Here is a 17,730-nt window from a genome sequence, read left to right on the forward strand (position 1 = left end):
TAGGCTCAGGCCCCATTAATCGGCTTGAGATCGCATTGGTCGCATGCTTCACCCCCCCAGACTTTCAGGGGGTATCATGAGCAATCTTTTTTGGCTGACCGACGAACAGATGGCGCGGCTGCGACCGTTTTTTCCAAGAGCCATGGCAAGCCGAGGGTTGATGATCGGCGGGTGTTGAGTGGGATAATCTTCATCAATCGCAATGGCTTACGGTGGTGCGATGCGCCCAGGGAATACGGCCCGCCGAAGACGCTCTATAATCGCTGGAGACGTTGGAGCGAGATGGGTGTTTTTGCCAGGATCTTTGAAGGGTTGGCTGCGGAAGCGACGGACCTGACGACGATCATGATCGATGCGACCTATCTGAAAGCCCATCGTACAGCGTCCAGTCTGGGCGTCAAAAAGGGGGGCGTGGGCGCCTGATCACTGCCGGGCAGTGATCGAGATCATGTTCGGGCGTCTGAAGGATTGGCCGCGGGTCGCCACCCGATATGACAGATGCCCCAAAGTCTTCCCCTCGGCCATCGCTCTCGCCGCAACAGTTATGTTTTGGTTATGAGGCCTGAGCCTAGGGCGTAGACCGCCAACGGTGTCAAAAAAACAACGGCCAAGGGCGGGATATCGGCAAGACAAAAGGCGGGTTGAATTCAAAGCTGCATCTGACCGCAGGCATCGAGCCGATATTACCCATGCGAATCAATGCTTTGAGCCATATATTGCCAGGGGAACCACCGTCATTGCAGGCCGAGGTTACGACGCAAATCACCTGCGCGACTGGCTGAGCGACGCCAAGGCAACCGCCTGCATCCCACCGCGCAAGAACCGCAAAATGCAATTCGAATATGACGCAGACCTCTACAAAACCCGCAACATCGTCGAGCGCATGTTCAACCGACTGAAGGACTGGCGACAACTCAGCCTGCGAACATTTCGATGCCAACAAACCTTCTTGGCAGCAGCCCACATCGCCGCAACAGTCATTTGGCTCTTATGAGTCTACACCCTAGGAAATGCTTGATGATCTCCTGCATGACAAACGCCAGACCAAAGGTCACAAGGATCTGATCCGCATGGGGGCGTTTGTAGAAATGCTTGATCAGACCGCGCTCCATCGCCCAGCCGACAAACAGCATGATCGGCACTGAGAAAAGGATCGCCAATGGCACCGACCAGTCGATGATTGATGCCCCCCATCTCTGGTCCGAACCAGCTTTCCACATAGGGGCACCTTCAGCGGATTTCCAAGAAAGTCCTTCCTGGTCGGGTCCAATGTCTCAAAGCTGAGGCTGAAGATGCGTTGCAGGGTCACGGCACAGAAGGCGCCGAACATGAATAATGCCCCATGGGCGCAATTCACGCCCTCCAATGTGCCGATGAGGCCATGAAAATCGTCGGCAGCGCAACGCCAGCACGGGCACCGGCGCGGGTCTTTAGCAGGCTGCGACGTGTGAAATTCGAATTGGCATGTAATCCTCCCGTTTGGTTATTTTGGGCCTGTGCCTTCTCCGTACGCGCCCATGTTTCTTATTTACAGAATGCGATCGGTTTAAGAGTATATTTGAAAATCAATGAACAAGTTATTTTTAAATAAGGATTTATTTGTTAAGCTCTAAGCTATGCAGTTGCGAAATATGTAAAAACATTTTCCCGCATATGCAGAAAGTGGTTCATAATACTAGGAAAACCCATGCCGCAATCCCGCCTGACCGGCAGCCGTATCCGCGAAAGACGTTTATATCTGGGGCAAAAGCAGGCGGCCTTGGCGCGTGAGGTCGGAATTTCCGCCGCTTATCTCAATCTGATCGAACACAATCGGCGCAGAATCGGCGGCAAGCTTCTGAACAATCTGGCGCGCGCGCTTGCTGTTGATCCGGTGCAATTGACTGAGGGGGCCGAGGACGCTTTGGTCGGTCGCCTGAAGGACGCGGCGGTGCGCCTGCCGCAGGCCGCGGCGGAGCTTGACAAGGTCGAGGATCTGGCCGGGCGCTTCCCGGGCTGGACCGCGTTGATTTCCGCCCAGCACCGCCGGATCGAGGCGCTTGAGCATACCGCCGAAGCGCTGACCGATCGTCTGACCCATGATCCGCAGCTTGCCGCCAGCCTGCATGAAGTCATTTCAACCGTTACGGCCATTCGCTCCACCGCGTCGATCCTGTCCGACAACGCGGATATCGACCCGGAATGGCAATCCCGTTTCCTGCTCAACATGCGAGAGGAAAGCCGTCGTCTGTCGGCCTCGGCGCAGGGATTGGTGGACTACCTTGATGCCGGGGCAGATCAGGAGACCACGCCCCTGGTTCCGCAAGAAGAGATGACGGCCTTTTTTGCCGCGCACCAGTGGGTGTTTGCGTCGCTGGAAGGGGAAAAGGCGGATCTGGGGGCGCAGATAACAACGCTGATTGAAACATCCGAGCATCTTCAAAGCGATGAAGCGCGATTGCTGGCTCGTAGCTGGCTCGAACGCTATGTCGAGGATGCGCGGGAGGTTCCGATGGCACGGTTCACGGAGAAATGGGAGCGGTCCGCGGGGAATATTTCTGCCCTTGCCGCGCATTTTGCCCAGCCGATCGACCGGATCCTGCGCCGTGTTGCAGTCTTGCCCGAAGCAAAAGGCGGTGCGCAAAGCTCTGGATTGCTGATTTGTGATGGGGCAGGGGCGATCATCTTTCGAAAGCCGGTCAGTGGGTTTGCCCTGCCGCGATTTGGGGCCGGATGCCCGCTCTGGCCGCTTTATCATGCATTGTCCCGACCGGGAGAGCCGGTTTCAGCCCTGCTGGATATGGGCGGACGGAATGCGCGCTGCTTCAGGTGCCTTGCAATCTCTCAGCCTGTTGGTGTGCCGCAGTTTGATGTGCCACCACGCAACGAGGTCACGATGTTGATTTTGCCCGAGGATGATGTTGCACCACCTGCAGAGAACCCAATTCTTGCCGGGTCCTCCTGTCGGGTCTGCGCCCGCGAAGGCTGTGCGTCACGCCGCGAACCGTCGATCCTGTCGGGCTGAGTGCTGTGGGGCAGGAAATCCTCTGCCATACCTGCCCGAACAGAACATCCGTTTTGACATATGGCCCGGATTTTCACATAGTCAGGGGCGGCAGGCGGCATGTATCGTCAGTCGGGGAGGACGAATGACAAATTTGACGGATCGAAATGCAGATCAGGCGGCGAGAGAGCAAGGCCGCACAGCCCGGTTGTCGCGTCAGGTTCTGTTGATCGAAGACGAACCCAATATCATCGAGGCGATCAGCTTTATCCTGAGCCGCGATGGCTGGACCGTCAGCACCCATTCCAACGGAGAAACCGCCGTGGAGACCGTGCAGCGGATCAACCCGGATGTGCTGGTTCTGGATGTGATGCTGCCCGGGCGCTCTGGCTATGACATCTTGCAAGACCTGCGCGCGGACCCCGCGACCAAGGATATTCCCGTGCTGATGCTGACTGCGCGTGGTCAGAAAAATGACCGTGAACTGGCGGAACGCCTGGGGGTCAGCAAGTTCATGACCAAGCCGTTTTCAAATGCCGAGGTGCTGGAAACGTTACGACAGATTGCCGGTGACTGAGGGGCAGAATGAGCCTACGGCGTGAACCTTTGTTCCTGGCCCGACAGAATTACCGCCGACGTCGGGTGTCGGATGCGGCGCGGGTGGTGCCCCTGTTCGGGATCGTGTTGTTTTTCCTGCCTTTGCTGTCCGCAGGTCAGGGGCGCAATGATACGGTGGGCTGGCTGGCCTATCTGTTTGGCGCCTGGTGCATGCTGATAGTTGTGACCGCGATCCTGTCGCGTGGCGTTGGGCGGGGCCCGGCCGCGGGACGGGGTGACGAGGGCGGAACGGACACGGGATCCGCCTCGCGAACAAGGTCATCGTGATGGCTTTGCCTTTCAATATTCTGGTTCTGGTCTGTCTGCTTTATGTCGTGTTCCTGTTTGCCGTGGCCTTTGGCGCGGATCGCCGGGCGCGCCACGGGGGCGCCAGCTGGCTGCGCAATCCGATGATCTACACCTTGTCCCTGTCGGTCTATTGTACCGCCTGGACGTTTTACGGTGCCGTGGGCTATGCGGCGCGTTCAGGGTTGGAGTTCGTCACGATCTATCTTGGCCCCACATTGGTGATGATTGGCTGGTGGGGCATTTTGCGCAAGCTGGTGCGGATTGGGCGCGCGCAGAGAGTGACCTCAATCGCGGACCTGATTTCGTCGCGATATGGCAAGTCCAACGGGCTGGGTGTTTTGGTCACCTTGCTGGCCGTGGTTGGGACAACGCCGTATATTGCCCTTCAACTTCAATCCGTTACGCTTTCTTTTGCCGTGTTTGCCGAGCATGAGGCGGCGCTGGGGCAAGGGGTGTTGGAGCGGGTGGATCACACCGCCACCGCGCTTTGGGTGGCAATTGGGCTGGCGCTTTTCACCATTCTGTTTGGCACCAGGAACCTTGATGCAAATGAACGTCACAACGGGGTGGTCACGGCCATTGCGGTTGAGGCGATCGTGAAATTCGTGGCCCTGCTGGCGGTTGGGATTTTTGTCGTCTGGGGCGTGGCGGGTGGTGTCGGGGAGATTGCACAAACCATTTCAGAAAGCCCGATCGCCGCGTGGAATATCAGTGCGGGGCGCTGGACCGGCCTGACCTTTCTGTCTGCGGCCGCTTTTCTGACGCTGCCACGTATGTTTCAGGTTCTGGTGGTCGAAAATGTTGATGAAAATCAACTCTCTACCGCCTCATGGGCCTTTCCGACCTACCTGATGCTGATGAGCCTTTTTGTGTTGCCGGTTGCTGCCGTTGGATTGACCGTGCTGCCTGAAGGGTCGAACCCGGATCTGTTTGTGCTGACCCTGCCGCTGCATTTCGATCAGCAGGGACTGGCGATGCTGTCATTTCTGGGCGGGTTCAGCTCGGCCACCTCGATGGTGATTGTCGCGTCAATTGCCCTTTCAACCATGGTCTCAAACCATATTGTCATGCCGATCTGGTTGGCCGCCCGCCGGGTGGATGAGGCCACCGTGTCCGGCGATGTGCGCCATCTGGTCCTGTCAGCGCGCCGTCTGTCAATTGGGGCGGTCCTGCTGCTGGGGTATTTCTACTACCAATTTTCCGGAGGAGGGGAGGCGCTGGCGTCGATCGGCCTGATCTCCTTTGCCGGTGTCGCACAGGTTCTGCCCGCACTTTTGGGCGGTATCCTGTGGCGTGGGGCGTCGCGCAACGGGGCGGCGGTCGGGTTGATCGCGGGCTTTGGGGTCTGGGCCTATACTCTGTTCATTCCCAGCTTCGGAGAAGCAGGTCTGATGAGTGCCAAAATGCTGGTGGATGGGCCGTGGGGGATTGAATGGCTGCGTCCGCGCGCCCTGTTTGGTCTGGGCGGTATGGATCCTGTTGTCCATGCGTTTTTCTGGTCTATGCTGATCAATGCCAGCGCGTTTGTCACTGTTTCCCTGATGTCATTCCCCTCTCCGCTTGAGCGCCTTCAGGGCGCGCAGTTTGTCAATGTGTTCGATCATTCTGAACATGCCCCGAGCTGGACCCGTGGGGGCGCGGAGGCCGAAGACCTGCTGATCATGGCGCAGCGGATCATGGGGCCGGATGAAGCGCAAGTCTTGTTCCAGAATGTCGCCACGCGGCAGGGTAAAGATGGCTATCTGCCTGATACAACACCAGATTTCATTGCACAGCTGGAACGCGAACTGTCCGGGTCCGTTGGGGCCGCGACGGCACATGCCATGGTCGGTCAAATTGTTGGCGGTGCCTCCGTTTCGGTGGAAGATCTGATGGCTGTTGCCGATGAGACGCAGCAGATGCTGGAATATTCCTCGCAGTTGGAAGCCAAGCAAAGCGAATTGACCACGACGGCGCGCCGCCTGTCCGAGGTCAACGAAAAACTGACCCAGCTATCGATCCAGAAAGATGCCTTTCTCAGTCAGATCAGTCATGAGCTGCGCACCCCGATGACCTCGATCCGCGCCTTTTCTGAGATCCTGCGCATGGGGGATCTGGATGCCGAGGCGCATGAGAAATATGCGTCGATCATCCATGGTGAAGCGGTGCGCCTGACCCGGCTTCTCGATGATCTCCTTGACCTCAGCGTTCTGGAAAACGGGCAGGTGCAGCTCAATCCGCAGCATGAAAGCCTCAAGCAGGTCCTGGATCGCGCCGTTGCGGCGACAAGCTCCATCTCCAGAGATAAATTTACCATTCGCCGCTGGGAGGAAGGGGAGCAGATTGATCTTTATACAGACACGGACCGGCTCGCTCAGGTCTTTATCAATCTCATCACCAATGCGGCCAAATATTGTGACGCATCCGTCGCACGGTTAAAGATCCATGTCAGCCAGCGGCCAGGGGTGCTTCGGGTTGATTTCATTGACAATGGGACTGGAATTCCTGCGGAAAGCCAGACGATGATTTTTGAGAAATTCTTTCGCCTGTCTGATCAGAGGGCCGCGGGGGGCGCCGGCCTTGGGCTCGCGATCTGTCGCGAAATCATGGACAAGCTGGGCGGGACGCTGACCTACCTTCCGGGGCAGGGAGGGGCGGCGTTCCGGGTGTCGCTGCCGTTGGCGACCTGACACGGGCTGAGGCAGGGTTGCCCCAAGTTCCGCCCCAAGGTTCGCCTGTTCTTTTTTGCTGATGTCTTCCTGATCTCAACGATTTGTAAACCCTGTTTGGGCCATCTTGGGGCAGGATGAACAGGCAGATGCGATGAGTGACGCGGACCAGAAAAACGTAAAGCGGCGACTGGCTGGCGAAGGGCGACCCCCGCCGGAAATCGGTCGCATGACGCCAGAGCTTGCCCTGAAACTGGCGCTGGCGCGGGCCTGTGAGACTTCGGTTGCGCTTGAGGTTTTTGCGCAATCGGTCGAAATGCGGCGCCTTGTTCTGTCGACACTGGTGGAGGAGTTGCCGGAAAACGCCCTCGTGACCCTTTTGCAAGGCCCCAAGAACCAGATGGGGCTGGTTCTGCTTGATGCCCAGGCCCTTGCGGGGGTGATCGAAAAGCAGACCACCGGGCGGGTGGTGCCAAATCCCGCCGCTGAGCGGGCGCCAACGCGCACGGATGCGGTCATGTGTGCGGATCTGATCGACGATATTCTTCGCGCGTTCCACGCTGAAGGCGAAGATGCTGGCTTGCCCGGTGCCGCCAATTGGCACGGGTTTAAATATGTGATGCCGCTTGAGGATGCGCGGGCCATTCAAATGACGATGGAGGATATTCCCTATCGTCTGTTTGATGTACATCTGGACATGGAAAAAGGTGCCAAACAGGGGCGCATCTGGCTGATGTTTCCATTTGAGCCGCCGCAAAGCGCGCCTGCCCCCTCAGCGGGGGATGCCGAAGAAGATGGCGCGCTGGCAGAGGTCGTGCAGGGGGCTGAAACCCGTCTGGAGGCTGTATTGCACCGGTTGGAAATGCCCCTGTCTCAGGTCACCGCGCTGGAAGTTGGAAGTCTGCTCCCAATTCCGTCTAAAATGATCATGCAGATCCAGCTGGAGGATATTCTGGGCGAAAAGGTGTGCCACGGCGCTCTCGGTGGCAAGGCTGGACACAGGGCCTTGCGGATCAACCTCTCGGCTTCCGAACCAGATGTGCCGGACCCGGTCAATGCCTTGTCCGATGGGAACCTCTCGTCAGATCCTGGGCTGTTTCCCCAGAAGTCGGAACAGCCTGCGCTGGGGGGCTTGCCTGTCGCGCCCGGCCTGGCTGGGGCGGGTGACGGTGACATGGCTGCATTGCCAGACCTGCCTGATCTGCCCCCGCTTGATCCTGCGGAGGCCGGGGCGGGGATTGGCGATCTTCCTGCGCTCGAAGCGGTTGGGGACCTGCCTGACCTATCCGATCTGGCCTCTCTCGGGGGGCATGACTAAGCTAAGAGGTTAAGGACTTTCCGCCGGGGTTGACCTGTATCAAGGTCAGTTTTCCGTTGGAATGTCAGCATTCTGTAAAAAGGAGTTCTGCCATGACCGACGCAGCAAAATATCGAAAAATTCTTGAGGACCGTCTGAAGGAACTGGATGTCCGGCTCCATGAGATTGAGGATGAGCTTGACAGTCACCAGTCGAAAGACTGGGAGGAGCTGGCGGTAGAGCGTGAAGAAGATGAAGTCCTGGAAGGGCTCGGCACCTCAGGCCAGGAAGAGATTGCCAAGATCAGGGCTGCGCTGGTGCGAATTGACGAAGGGGAGTATGGGGTCTGCGTGAAATGCGGAGACGATATTCCGGAAGCCCGTTTGGCGTTGGTTCCGTTCACGCCGTTTTGCCCAAAATGTGCCTGAGGTCGGGGGGGCTGGCATGGCGTCAGCTTCCTGACGAACAGGAGGGGCTTGTTGCATTTTCGACCAAATGGTCGGGAAAGTTGAGTCCATCCTGAGCACAGCATTGACAGCCCGCAAGTCAGGCCGTTTCTTGTCCGCAAGCCAAGGAGGGGATGATGAGCGAAGCGGTAACCTGTGAAATCCATGACGAAGTGGCTGTTCTGACCATAGCCAACCCGCCGGTAAATGCGTTGTCACATGAGGTGCGCGCCGGATTATGGGAGCATCTGGATCGTTTGGGCGGCAACTCTACCGTCAAGGCGATGGTTCTGAGAGCAGCAGGACGCACCTTTCCGGCAGGTGCTGACGTTCGCGAATTTGGGCGCCCACGCACCCCGCCTATCCTATCTCAGATCTGTGACAGGATAGAGGCGCTTACCATTCCCGTAATTGCAGAAATTCAGGGAACCGCTCTGGGGGGAGGGTTCGAACTTGCGCTCGCGTGCCATTATCGTATCGCAGACAAATCCGCATGTTTGGGGTTTCCAGAAGTCGGGTTGGGAGTGCTGCCGGGCGGAGGAGGTACCCAGAGGCTGCCCCGTCTGGTCGGTGCAGAGCGCGCGCTTGACATGATCATTTCCGGGAAACCGGTTTCCGCCCCGGCTGCGGAAGCCCTTGGCCTGATTGATCGTGCCGTCAATCGCAATCTGCATCAGGCGGCGATGGCCTCGGCGCGCAACCTGATTGCGCATAAGGCCGGCCCGCGACCGACCCGCGCGCGACAGGATGGTCTGCGGGATGTTGCGGCTTTTGGTGCGGCGGTGGCGCGGGCCCGGGAAAAACACGCGAAATCTCCTTTGAACAACATTTCCCGTATTATTGATTGTGTCGAAGCTGCTTTGCTGCTGCCATTTGATGCGGGCATCAGCATGGAGCGTCTGGCGTTTGACGAATGCGAAACCAGCCCGCAGGCCGAGGCGCTGCGACACGCGTTTTTCGCCGAGCGTCGGGCAGCAAAAGTGCCTGAGATGTATGGGGCAGAGCTGCGGGAGATCAAGCAGATTGGCGTTGTTGGTGCCGGCACCATGGGGTCTGGCATTGCCATATCCTGCCTCGACGCAGGTTTCCCGGTTACGCTGGTTGAGAGGCATCAGGACGGTTTGGATACGGGCATTGCAAAGATAGAGAAGAACTATCTTCGCTCCGTGGAAAAGGGGCGCATCACCGAAGATATGCGCGCTGCGCGCATGGCGCAGCTGAACGGAACGACAGAGATGTCGGATCTGTCAAAGGTGGATCTGGTGATTGAGGCCGTGTTCGAGGACGAAGAGGTCAAGCGCGGTGTGTTCGCCCAGCTTGACGCGGTCATGCGCCCCGGCGCGATCCTGGCGACCAACACCTCATACCTCGATATTGACGCCTTGGCCGCTACGATATCTCGGCCCGAAGATGTGGTTGGGTATCACTTCTTTTCGCCAGCCCATATCATGAAACTGCTTGAGGTTGTTGTTGGCAAAAAGACCCACAGGGATGTGGTGGCGACGGGATTTGCCTTGGCAAAGAAGCTGCGCAAGGTGCCGGTTCGGGCAGGCGTGGCAGATGGTTTCATCGGAAATCGCATCCTTGCCGCGTACCGTCTTGCCGCAGATTTCATGCTGGAAGAGGGGGCAAGTCCGGCCGAAATCGACGCCGCGATGCGTGCTTTCGGCTTTCCGGTTGGCCCGTATCAGGTGCTTGATATGGCGGGGCTGGATATTTCCTGGGCTCGCCGCAAACGTCTGGCCGAAAGCCGTAATCCCAAGGACCGCTATGTGGCGGTTGGTGACAGAATTTGCGAGCAGGGCTGGTTCGGGCAGAAGACCGGCCGGGGATATTATATTTATGGTGGTGAAAATGGCCCGGTTGAAAACCCGGATGTTCTGTCGATCATCGCTCGGGAACGTGGGGCAAAAAACATCCGCCCCCGGCCATTTGCCGAGGATGAAATCCAGATGCGCTGCCTGTCAGCCATGGCCAATGAAGGGGCGCGGCTTCTGGAGGAAGGGGTGGCATTGCGCCCGTCCGACATTGATGTTGTAAAACTCTTTGGCTACGGGTTTCCACGTCACCGCGGTGGGCCGATGATGTGGGCGGACCAGACCGGACTTCTGGCTGTCGAGAATGCACTTAAATCTTATCTGCCCGAGGCCCCGGAATTCTGGCAGCCCAGCCAGATGTTTTCCGAAATGATCAAGAACGGACGGCATTTCTCGGATCTGAATGAAGGCTAAGGTAAGGCCGCGCATCCTTCGCGCGGCTTTTCAACCCGCCGTTACGACAGAGAAATTCCCAAGATCACGCACATCAGGCCAAGCACCGACAGCGCCAGCGCGCCCATGTTCAGCACCATCGCCTTTTGTATGCGCGCCCGCAGGGCAGCATCGTCAAGACCGGCGCGTTTGGCCTTCATGACCTTCACGGCAGAGGTGACCAGCCCGATCAACCCGACAAAGGACACAACCGCCCCGACAATGATCAGCCATTCCATCTTTTTCCCCCCAGTAACGCGCTTCGGAATAAACGTGATCGTCAGGTTTGTTCCGAAATGCCCAATACATTGACTTAGCCCGCGGCCGTTTGGCTTTCCCTTGTCTCAGGTCAAACCAAAAAACGCCAGCGTTGGTGGCAAAGCGCCTAACCCGCATTCTAGTCTCGCGCAACCCCTTGAAGGTGAGAACGCTTGTCGATACTCATGTCATCCAACAACATTCGGAACAAAACTGAAACGCCCGAGAGGACAGAATGGACGAATACCATCCCGACACGACCTACCGTGTGACCGCCGACGAACTTCGCCAGTTTATCGAGCGTTTTGAGCGCCTTGAGCTGGAAAAGAAAGATATCGCTGAACAGCAGAAAGAGGTGATGGCCGAGGCGAAATCGCGCGGTTATGACACCAAGGTCATGCGCAAGGTGATTGCGTTGCGCAAGCGCGACAAGGATGACATTGCCGAAGAGGAAGCGGTGCTTGAGATGTATAAGGAAGCATTGGGCATGTCCTGAGCGGCACTTTTTCTGACAGGTTTCAGGCGTCCAGCTTTCAGTTGCCGGGCGCCTTATTTCATGCAATCCCGCGTGAAATGAGATTTCTCAAAGGGAACTTTTGGGGCCTATCGGTGGCGCTGGCGGTGAAAAATAGGGGATTTCTCCGCTGATGGTTCAGATTTTTGCTGTGACCGCAGGTGAAATTGTTTATGGAGCGGCAACGCTCATTTACGGAGAAGTTCCCGTTGCTCGATCTTACGCTCGTCCGCTCCACGCTCGCCAGCCATTATGACCTTGCACCGTCCCCTGATCTTGCCGCAAGCATGCCCGAGATCTATGAGCGGATGAACCGGGTTGTCACGCCAATGGATTTTGCGATCTATGCCCCCTATATCAAGGCGATCAACGAGCTGAAGAAACAGCGCAATGCGGTGATCCTGGGGCATAACTACATGACGCCCGAGATTTTCCATGGCGTGTCTGATTTTGTCGGCGACAGCCTGCAGCTGGCAATGAAGGCGCAGGATGTCGAGGCGGATGTGATCGTGCAATGTGGTGTGCATTTCATGGCGGAAACGTCAAAGATCCTCAGCCCTGAAAAAACGGTTCTGATGCCGGATATGGAAGCAGGGTGTTCGCTGGCTGAAAGCATCACGGCTGCAGGCGTGGAAGAGATGCGTGCGAAATACCCCGGTGCTCCGGTGGTGTCTTACGTCAACACGACCGCCGAGGTGAAAGCTGCCTCGGATATCTGCTGCACCTCTGCCAACGCTGTTCAGATCGTGAACGCGATGGAAAGTGATACGGTCATCATGACGCCGGACCAATATCTGGCGCAGAACGTGGCCAATGAAGCGGACAAGAATGTGGTGTTCTGGCCCGGATCCTGCATTGTGCACGAGCAATATACCCCTCAGGACCTGCGCGATTTCCGCGAATGGAACCCGGGCACACGCCTGATTGCCCATCCGGAATGCACCCCGGCCGTGGTTGCCGAGGCGGATTATTCCGGTTCCACCAGCGGCATCATCAAATATGTCACCGAGGAAAAGCCGGCTCAGGCGATGTTGATCACGGAATGTTCGATGGCATCGAATATTGCTGATGAGCTGCCAGAAGTGGATTTCATCGGCCCGTGCAACATGTGCCCCTACATGAAAAAGATCACGCTGGAAAAGGTGCTCTATGTGTTGCACACGATGGAAAACCAGGTGGAGGTTGATGCCGATGTCGCGGATAAGGCGCGTCTTTCCGTGCAGCGCATGATCGACCTTTCGCGCAAGCTGGGCCTCTGAACCAGATGCAGGTGATCACAACTGACCGCATTGTCATTGTCGGGGCCGGGATGGGCGCGCTTTATGCGGCGCTCAAACTCGCTCCGCTGCCGGTTGTGATGATCACACCCGAACCGCTTGGCGAAGGGGCCAGTTCAGCCTGGGCACAGGGCGGGGTCGCTGCGGCAATGGATGCCGCTGACAGCCCGGAAAATCACGCGGTGGATACGGAACGTGCCGGGGCCGGCACGGTTGATCGCAATGTCGCCAGCATGGTGACTCGCGAAGCGCGTACGCATATTCTCGACCTGACCCGCCTGGGCACCCCCTTTGATCGCACCGAAACCGGCGAATATGTCCTGTCCCGTGAAGCGGCGCACAGTTTTGCGCGGGTCGTGCGTGTGAAAGGGGATCAGGCCGGGGCCGAAATCATGGCCGCATTGATCGAGCAGGTGCGGGCCACCCCCTCGATCCAGGTGCTTGAAGGCACGATGGCGGTGGATCTGCAGGTGGAGCAGGGCCGCGTCACCGGGGTGATGATCACCGAAAGCGACGAAAGCCGCTCCGCACCAATCCTTCTCAAAGGGGCGGCCCATCTGATGGCAGGGGGCGGCTCTGGCGGGCTTTATGCGCTGACCACCAACCCGCCCCGCATTCGTGGGCAGGTGATTGGCATGGCCGCACGCGCCGGGGCGCGGATTGATGATGCGGAATTTGTGCAGTTTCACCCCACCGCCATGGATGTGGGGGAGGATCCGGCCCCGCTCGCGACCGAAGCCCTGCGGGGGGAAGGGGCGGTACTGATCAACAAGCACGGCAAGCGGTTCATGCTGGATGTGCACCCGGATGCCGAGCTTGCTCCGCGCGATGTGGTTGCCCGTGCAATCTTTGCCGAGGTGCAGGCGGGAAATCGTCCCATGCTTGATACACGCGAGGCTCTGGGGCAGGGGATCCTGACGCATTTCCCGTCAGTGGCCGAATATTGCGCCCGGAATGGGATTGATCCGGTGTCACAGCCCATCCCGGTGGCCCCTGCTGCGCATTACCACATGGGGGGCATTGCCACCGACACGAAGGGCCGCGCGAGTATCGGCGGGCTCTGGGTCTGCGGGGAAGCGTCTTCGACCGGGCTTCATGGGGCAAATCGCCTGGCCTCAAACGGTTTGTTGGAGGCTCTGGTCTATGCCCGTATCTGCGCTGAGGATATTTCTGAGGCGGTGGGAAAGCCGAAGAAGGCGCCCGAGATTGTGCTGAAGTTTCAAGGGAGTGGACAGGCCCCGGATGCGCAGGCCGTGGCCCAGTTGCGTCAGACCATGACAGAACATGTTGGTGTGGTGCGCCATGAGGCCGGGTTGAAAACGGCCCTTGTGACACTTGCACGGCTTGAGGCGGAACAGGCGCAGAGCCTTGCCTTTATGAACATGTCTGCCACGGCGACCCTGATTGCCGCAGCGGCGCTGGAACGGCGCGAAAGCCGCGGCGCGCATGAGCGGTCCGACTACCCGGAGCCTGTTGACGGGTTGGGGCTGCGATCGTCGATGACACTGACGCAGGCGCTCGAAATACGGGCGAAGGTTTGCGAGGAAATACAATGAGTTATGCTTCTGTTCCTGATCTCATCCTTGAACCTATGGTGCGCAATGCACTGATGGAGGATCTTGGCAGCTATGGGGATGTGACCACCCGTGCCGTGATTGCGCCCAATGCCACTTATGAAGCGCGGTTGAACGCGCGTGAAGACGCAGTTGTGTCCGGGATGCAGGTGGCCGAAATTGCCTTTCGCCTCGTGGATCCGTCGCTTGAGATCGTGACGCATATTGCTGATGGGCACCCCTGCAAGGCGGGGGATGTGCTGATGGAGATCAGGGGATCGGCGCGCTCGATCCTGTCTGGTGAGCGTGTGGCGCTGAACTTTGCCGGTCGTCTGACCGGGATCGCCACCAAGACCGCAGGGTTTGTGGCTGAAACCAAGGGGACGAAGACCCGCGTGACCTGCACCCGGAAAACCACGCCGGGGCTGCGGATCGTTGAAAAGCTGGCCGTGCTGCATGGGGGCGGGTTCAACCACCGCTATTCCCTGTCAGATGCGATCATGATCAAGGACAACCATATTGCTGCTGCCGGTGGCGTGCGCCAGGTGCTGGAAGCCACCAAGGCCAGCGCCAGCCATATGATGGCGGTTGAGATCGAGGTGGATCGCCTCGACCAGCTGGAAGAGGTTCTTGAGGTGGGTGGGGCCTCGGTTGTGCTTTTTGACAATATGGACAACGACATGCTGCGCAAGGCGGTGGCCATGGTGGACGGACGTATGACCACCGAGGCGAGTGGTAATGTGAAGCTCGATCGCATTGCCGCCATCGCAGCCACGGGGGTCGATTATATCTCATCCGGCGCGCTGACCCATTCGGCACGCACTGTGGATCTTGGTCTCGACTTCTGAGACGGCTCAGGCGGTGAGTAACGTGACGCCGGGGATGGATTTGATTTCGAGCATGTCGTCGTCATAAGATTGCGACAGCTCCTCCATCAGGTCCTGTGTCCAGCCGGGCAGGGTAATTTCTTCCTCGTTCTCTTCCTCAAGGGCGTATTTGTTTAGGAAAGCGGCCAGAACCCGTCGACGTTGGATTTCATTGTGGATCGGATGAGAGGCAAGGTAGTCGCGCAGGCGTCTGATCCCCGGTTTGGTCATGATCTGGGCCAGAATATCCAGCCCCCCCATCAGTTTGACCTCTGGATCCAGTCCGGCCACCTCATGCAGGATTTCGGGCCAGATCAACGGCGTATCTTCGTTGCACCATACCGTGATAGGGCAGTCGGGTGTGGCTTCCCGTATCGCATGCAGCGTGTCGGACCAGTATAGGTGGCGTGGGTCCACACCCGCCAGAAGCTGATGCAACTTGTCCTCGGGCACCTTTGCGGCCAGTGCGGGCAGAAATGTGGAAATATCCCGCATCCCCATGAAAAACTCGACCTGATGCATCGGAAACAGGTTGCGCAGGCGTTTGGTATTTCGCTCCGCCAAACCGTAGAGCACGCCACCTTCGAAGGCCCTGAAGCTGGCGCCGAGGAAATTGTCATGCCCAAAGACGATTCTTTCCGCGTCTTCAAGGTCAACAAAATGCTCAATCAGCATTTCCTGCGTGTCCAGGTCGGCCTTGGCCCCCTGTAGCTTGTTCAGCACATCCGCAAGGACCCCCCGATAGCGGCTGGGGCCGGGCACACAGATCCCTTCGCGCGCAAGAACACCAGAGTTGCGGAGCAAAGATCGCAACAATTGTTCCTCGTCCGTGCAATGGGCGCCGATGTGAAAGGAGATTTTCATCCCGACCTGTATCCTTTTGTCTTGTCAGCGGTTTTTGCCCGCATCAAACCAGAACGCCGCCAATTGCTGCGAGGTGGTGACGGCGGGGTTCGGGGCTGCACCGGAGAATAAGTGTCCTGAACTGCTTTTCCATAAACATAAGCCGCTTTTCTGGACAGGGAAACCCAATAAGGGTAAGGGCAGTGTATGACCGAGCAAAACACTCAGCTAACCGGCCCCAAACCCCTGCGCCATCGTCCTTTGCGTTGGAGCGTCAGCCCCTGGTCCGTGGGGGCGGGGGTGATTGCGCTGTTGGTTTTGATGCCGCTGATGTCCATCGTCTGGATGGCCCTGACCCCCGAGGAAAACGCCTGGCCGCATCTGATGGCCACGACATTGCCGCGTTACACAATCAACACGCTGGTGATCTGTCTGTCTGTTGGGGTTTTATCAGCGGCGATTGGCACCGGATCGGCCTGGATGCTGACCATGTATCGGTTCTGGGGATCACGGGCGATGCAGTGGCTGCTTTTGACCCCGCTTGCCATTCCAGCCTATGTCGGGGCCTATGCGTTGGTGGATTTCCTAGAATATGCCGGACCGGTGCAGACGGGGCTGCGGTCCCTGTTCGGCTGGGAAAGCTCGCAAGACTACTGGTTCCCTCAGATCCGGTCGCGCTGGGCTGCCATTGTCGTGCTGACAGCGGCATTGAACCCATATGTGTTCTTGCTGGTGCGCACGGCCCTGCGTGAGCAATCGGGGGATGCCTATGAAGTCGCCCGCGCGCTTGGGGCAGGGCCCCTGGCGCGGTTCTGGCGCGTGGGGCTGCCACTGGCCCGCCCGGCCATCGCGGCAGGGGTTGCCATTGTCATGATGGAAACACTGTCTGATTTCGGGGTGGTGGATTTCTTCGCGGTGCAGACGCTCACAACCGGGATTTTTACGATCTGGCTTGAAAGCCACAATGCCGGTGGAGCTGCCCAGATTGCCCTGGTGATCCTGGGTTTCGTGTTTCTGCTTGCGGCCATGGAGAAAATCAGCCGCTCACGGTCGCGTTTCTATCGCACCTCCCGGCAAAGTCGCCCGGTTGCGGCGCGGCACCTGACCGGGTTCCACGCGGCTCTCTGTCTTGGGCTGTGCGCGGTGCCCTTCGTGATCGGCTTTGTCCTGCCGGTAGGTGTGCTGGCGTATCACGCCGTCAATAAACCGGAGTTCTGGTTCTCAAACGGGCTGTTCTCGGCGTTGGTGCATACGCTGACCGTGGGCGGCGCGGCGGCCGCCGTTTCGGTGATCGGTGCGTTGTTTCTGGTCTATGGCGTGCGCATGTCCGGGCGCCAATTGCCCCGCAAGCTGATGCCTCTTACCACAATTGGCTATGCGGCACCCGGGGCCGTTCTGGGGGTGGGGATCCTGATCCCCATGGCGGCGGCTGACAACTATTTTGCGGATGGTGTGCTGGCTGTGACCGGGTGGGATCCCGGGCTCTTGATGACGGGCACTGCTTTTGCGGTGATCTATGCCTATTGCGTGCGATTCTTTGCAATTGCCCAGGGCACCGCAGATGCAGCGTTTGAGCGGGTCTCTCCCAGCCTTCCCATGGCCGCACGCTCGCTTGGACGATCAGCCAAAGGGGCATTGGCCGAAGTTTACGTCCCCCTGATCCGTCGATCGGTTGGCACGGCACTACTTCTGGTTTTTGTCGATAGCGTCAAGGAACTTCCCGCCACCCTGCTGCTGCGGCCCTTTAATTACGGTACTTTGGCGACACGCGTCTATGAACAGGCATCCCTGGAACAACTGGAGCAGGCGGCCCCTCCGGCGCTGATGGTGATTGCTGTCGGGCTGGTGGCCGTTGTCATGTTGGCGCGCGCTGGGAAATAGGCTTGAACC

Annotated in this window: 16 protein-coding genes and 2 pseudogenes; 15 read left to right on the forward strand and 3 right to left on the reverse strand. The window is 58.4% G+C overall.

The window, feature by feature from the left end:
* The first annotated feature begins 76 nt into the window (after positions 1-76).
* Together AKJ29_RS12690 and AKJ29_RS18910 are read left to right on the forward strand one after the other, a co-directional pair.
* Positions 77-559, forward strand: a pseudogene (locus AKJ29_RS12690) (transposase).
* A gap of 30 nt (positions 560-589) precedes the next feature.
* On the forward strand, positions 590-994 hold the full coding sequence (locus tag AKJ29_RS18910; RefSeq protein WP_161805420.1) for a transposase: 405 nt from the start codon (positions 590-592) through the stop codon (positions 992-994).
* On the opposite strand, the pseudogene AKJ29_RS18915 reads toward AKJ29_RS18910, so the two are convergent.
* Positions 987-1,378: pseudogene (locus AKJ29_RS18915) on the reverse strand (branched-chain amino acid ABC transporter permease); the annotation flags it as partial. The gene AKJ29_RS18910 and the pseudogene AKJ29_RS18915 overlap by 8 nt on opposite strands.
* Between AKJ29_RS18915 and AKJ29_RS20125 the strand changes: the two are divergent.
* The 8 genes from AKJ29_RS20125 (at position 1,343) to AKJ29_RS12730 (ending at position 10,511) form a co-directional block, all read left to right on the forward strand.
* Complete coding sequence (locus AKJ29_RS20125; protein WP_152972458.1) at positions 1,343-1,591, forward strand: hypothetical protein; 249 nt, start codon at positions 1,343-1,345, stop codon at positions 1,589-1,591. The pseudogene AKJ29_RS18915 and the gene AKJ29_RS20125 overlap by 36 nt on opposite strands.
* 96 nt (positions 1,592-1,687) lie before the next feature.
* Entirely contained in the window at positions 1,688-3,004 is a 1,317-nt protein-coding gene (locus tag AKJ29_RS12700) for a helix-turn-helix transcriptional regulator (protein ID WP_055191416.1), read from the forward strand.
* Between the two features lie 187 nt (positions 3,005-3,191).
* Positions 3,192-3,560 (forward strand): response regulator transcription factor, encoded by a 369-nt coding sequence (locus AKJ29_RS12705; protein ID WP_055192419.1) that lies wholly within the window; start codon positions 3,192-3,194, stop codon positions 3,558-3,560.
* Positions 3,561-3,568: 8 nt separating this feature from the next.
* Positions 3,569-3,868, forward strand: a complete 300-nt coding sequence (locus AKJ29_RS12710; protein ID WP_055191419.1) for a hypothetical protein — start codon at positions 3,569-3,571, stop codon at positions 3,866-3,868.
* Between the two features lie 5 nt (positions 3,869-3,873).
* The gene (locus AKJ29_RS12715) at positions 3,874-6,558 is read left to right on the forward strand and encodes an ATP-binding protein (protein ID WP_055192422.1); all 2,685 of its coding nucleotides are present in this window, start codon (positions 3,874-3,876) and stop codon (positions 6,556-6,558) included.
* 133 nt (positions 6,559-6,691) lie between these two features.
* Positions 6,692-7,855, forward strand: a complete 1,164-nt coding sequence (locus AKJ29_RS12720; protein ID WP_139231468.1) for a FliM/FliN family flagellar motor switch protein — start codon at positions 6,692-6,694, stop codon at positions 7,853-7,855.
* Positions 7,856-7,947: 92 nt separating this feature from the next.
* Positions 7,948-8,262, forward strand: a complete 315-nt coding sequence (locus AKJ29_RS12725) for a TraR/DksA family transcriptional regulator (protein ID WP_055191423.1) — start codon at positions 7,948-7,950, stop codon at positions 8,260-8,262.
* A 155-nt stretch (positions 8,263-8,417) separates the two neighbouring features.
* Positions 8,418-10,511, forward strand: a complete 2,094-nt coding sequence (locus AKJ29_RS12730) for a 3-hydroxyacyl-CoA dehydrogenase NAD-binding domain-containing protein (RefSeq protein ID WP_200909160.1) — start codon at positions 8,418-8,420, stop codon at positions 10,509-10,511.
* Between the two features lie 41 nt (positions 10,512-10,552).
* Here AKJ29_RS12730 and AKJ29_RS12735 read toward each other — a convergent pair whose 3' ends face one another.
* Positions 10,553-10,768 (reverse strand): hypothetical protein, encoded by a 216-nt coding sequence (locus AKJ29_RS12735; RefSeq protein WP_055191426.1) that lies wholly within the window; start codon positions 10,766-10,768, stop codon positions 10,553-10,555.
* 254 nt (positions 10,769-11,022) lie between these two features.
* On the opposite strand from AKJ29_RS12735, the gene AKJ29_RS12740 reads away from it, so the two are divergent.
* From AKJ29_RS12740 to nadC, 4 genes are all read left to right on the forward strand, one after another.
* Positions 11,023-11,283, forward strand: coding sequence for a DUF2312 domain-containing protein (locus tag AKJ29_RS12740; protein WP_055191428.1), 261 nt, complete (start codon positions 11,023-11,025; stop codon positions 11,281-11,283).
* Positions 11,284-11,510: 227 nt separating this feature from the next.
* Entirely contained in the window at positions 11,511-12,560 is a 1,050-nt protein-coding gene (gene nadA, locus AKJ29_RS12745) for a quinolinate synthase NadA (RefSeq protein ID WP_055192425.1), read from the forward strand.
* A gap of 5 nt (positions 12,561-12,565) precedes the next feature.
* The gene (locus AKJ29_RS12750) at positions 12,566-14,134 is read left to right on the forward strand and encodes an L-aspartate oxidase (RefSeq protein ID WP_055191430.1); all 1,569 of its coding nucleotides are present in this window, start codon (positions 12,566-12,568) and stop codon (positions 14,132-14,134) included.
* Positions 14,131-14,979: a carboxylating nicotinate-nucleotide diphosphorylase gene (gene nadC, locus AKJ29_RS12755; RefSeq protein ID WP_055191432.1), complete on the forward strand. Its 849-nt coding sequence runs from the start codon at positions 14,131-14,133 to the stop codon at positions 14,977-14,979. Before AKJ29_RS12750 ends, nadC begins: the two co-directional genes overlap by 4 nt.
* A gap of 6 nt (positions 14,980-14,985) precedes the next feature.
* Here the strand turns inward: nadC and AKJ29_RS12760 are convergent, their stop codons facing one another.
* The gene (locus tag AKJ29_RS12760; RefSeq protein WP_055191434.1) at positions 14,986-15,861 is read right to left on the reverse strand and encodes a hypothetical protein; all 876 of its coding nucleotides are present in this window, start codon (positions 15,859-15,861) and stop codon (positions 14,986-14,988) included.
* Positions 15,862-16,047: 186 nt separating this feature from the next.
* Between AKJ29_RS12760 and AKJ29_RS12765 the strand changes: the two genes are divergently transcribed.
* Complete coding sequence (locus AKJ29_RS12765; RefSeq protein ID WP_055191437.1) at positions 16,048-17,721, forward strand: ABC transporter permease; 1,674 nt, start codon at positions 16,048-16,050, stop codon at positions 17,719-17,721.
* Positions 17,722-17,730: the final 9 nt, after the last annotated feature.

Source organism: Aliiroseovarius crassostreae, assembly GCF_001307765.1.
GTDB lineage: Bacteria > Pseudomonadota > Alphaproteobacteria > Rhodobacterales > Rhodobacteraceae > Aliiroseovarius > Aliiroseovarius crassostreae.

Bases quoted from the DNA above. Each gene is read 5' to 3' on its own strand.
- AKJ29_RS20125 (WP_152972458.1), top strand. From the start codon at position 1,343: ATGGGCGCAATTCACGCCCTCCAATGTGCCGATGAGGCCATGAAAATC.
- AKJ29_RS12700 (WP_055191416.1), top strand. From the start codon at position 1,688: ATGCCGCAATCCCGCCTGACCGGCAGCCGTATCCGCGAAAGACGTTTA.
- AKJ29_RS12710 (WP_055191419.1), top strand. From the start codon at position 3,569: ATGAGCCTACGGCGTGAACCTTTGTTCCTGGCCCGACAGAATTACCGC.
- AKJ29_RS12720 (WP_139231468.1), top strand. From the start codon at position 6,692: ATGAGTGACGCGGACCAGAAAAACGTAAAGCGGCGACTGGCTGGCGAA.
- AKJ29_RS12725 (WP_055191423.1), top strand. From the start codon at position 7,948: ATGACCGACGCAGCAAAATATCGAAAAATTCTTGAGGACCGTCTGAAG.
- AKJ29_RS12730 (WP_200909160.1), top strand. From the start codon at position 8,418: ATGAGCGAAGCGGTAACCTGTGAAATCCATGACGAAGTGGCTGTTCTG.
- AKJ29_RS12735 (WP_055191426.1), bottom strand. From the start codon at position 10,768: ATGGAATGGCTGATCATTGTCGGGGCGGTTGTGTCCTTTGTCGGGTTG.
- AKJ29_RS12740 (WP_055191428.1), top strand. From the start codon at position 11,023: ATGGACGAATACCATCCCGACACGACCTACCGTGTGACCGCCGACGAA.
- AKJ29_RS12750 (WP_055191430.1), top strand. From the start codon at position 12,566: ATGCAGGTGATCACAACTGACCGCATTGTCATTGTCGGGGCCGGGATG.
- nadC (WP_055191432.1), top strand. From the start codon at position 14,131: ATGAGTTATGCTTCTGTTCCTGATCTCATCCTTGAACCTATGGTGCGC.
- AKJ29_RS12760 (WP_055191434.1), bottom strand. From the start codon at position 15,861: ATGAAAATCTCCTTTCACATCGGCGCCCATTGCACGGACGAGGAACAA.
- AKJ29_RS12765 (WP_055191437.1), top strand. From the start codon at position 16,048: ATGACCGAGCAAAACACTCAGCTAACCGGCCCCAAACCCCTGCGCCAT.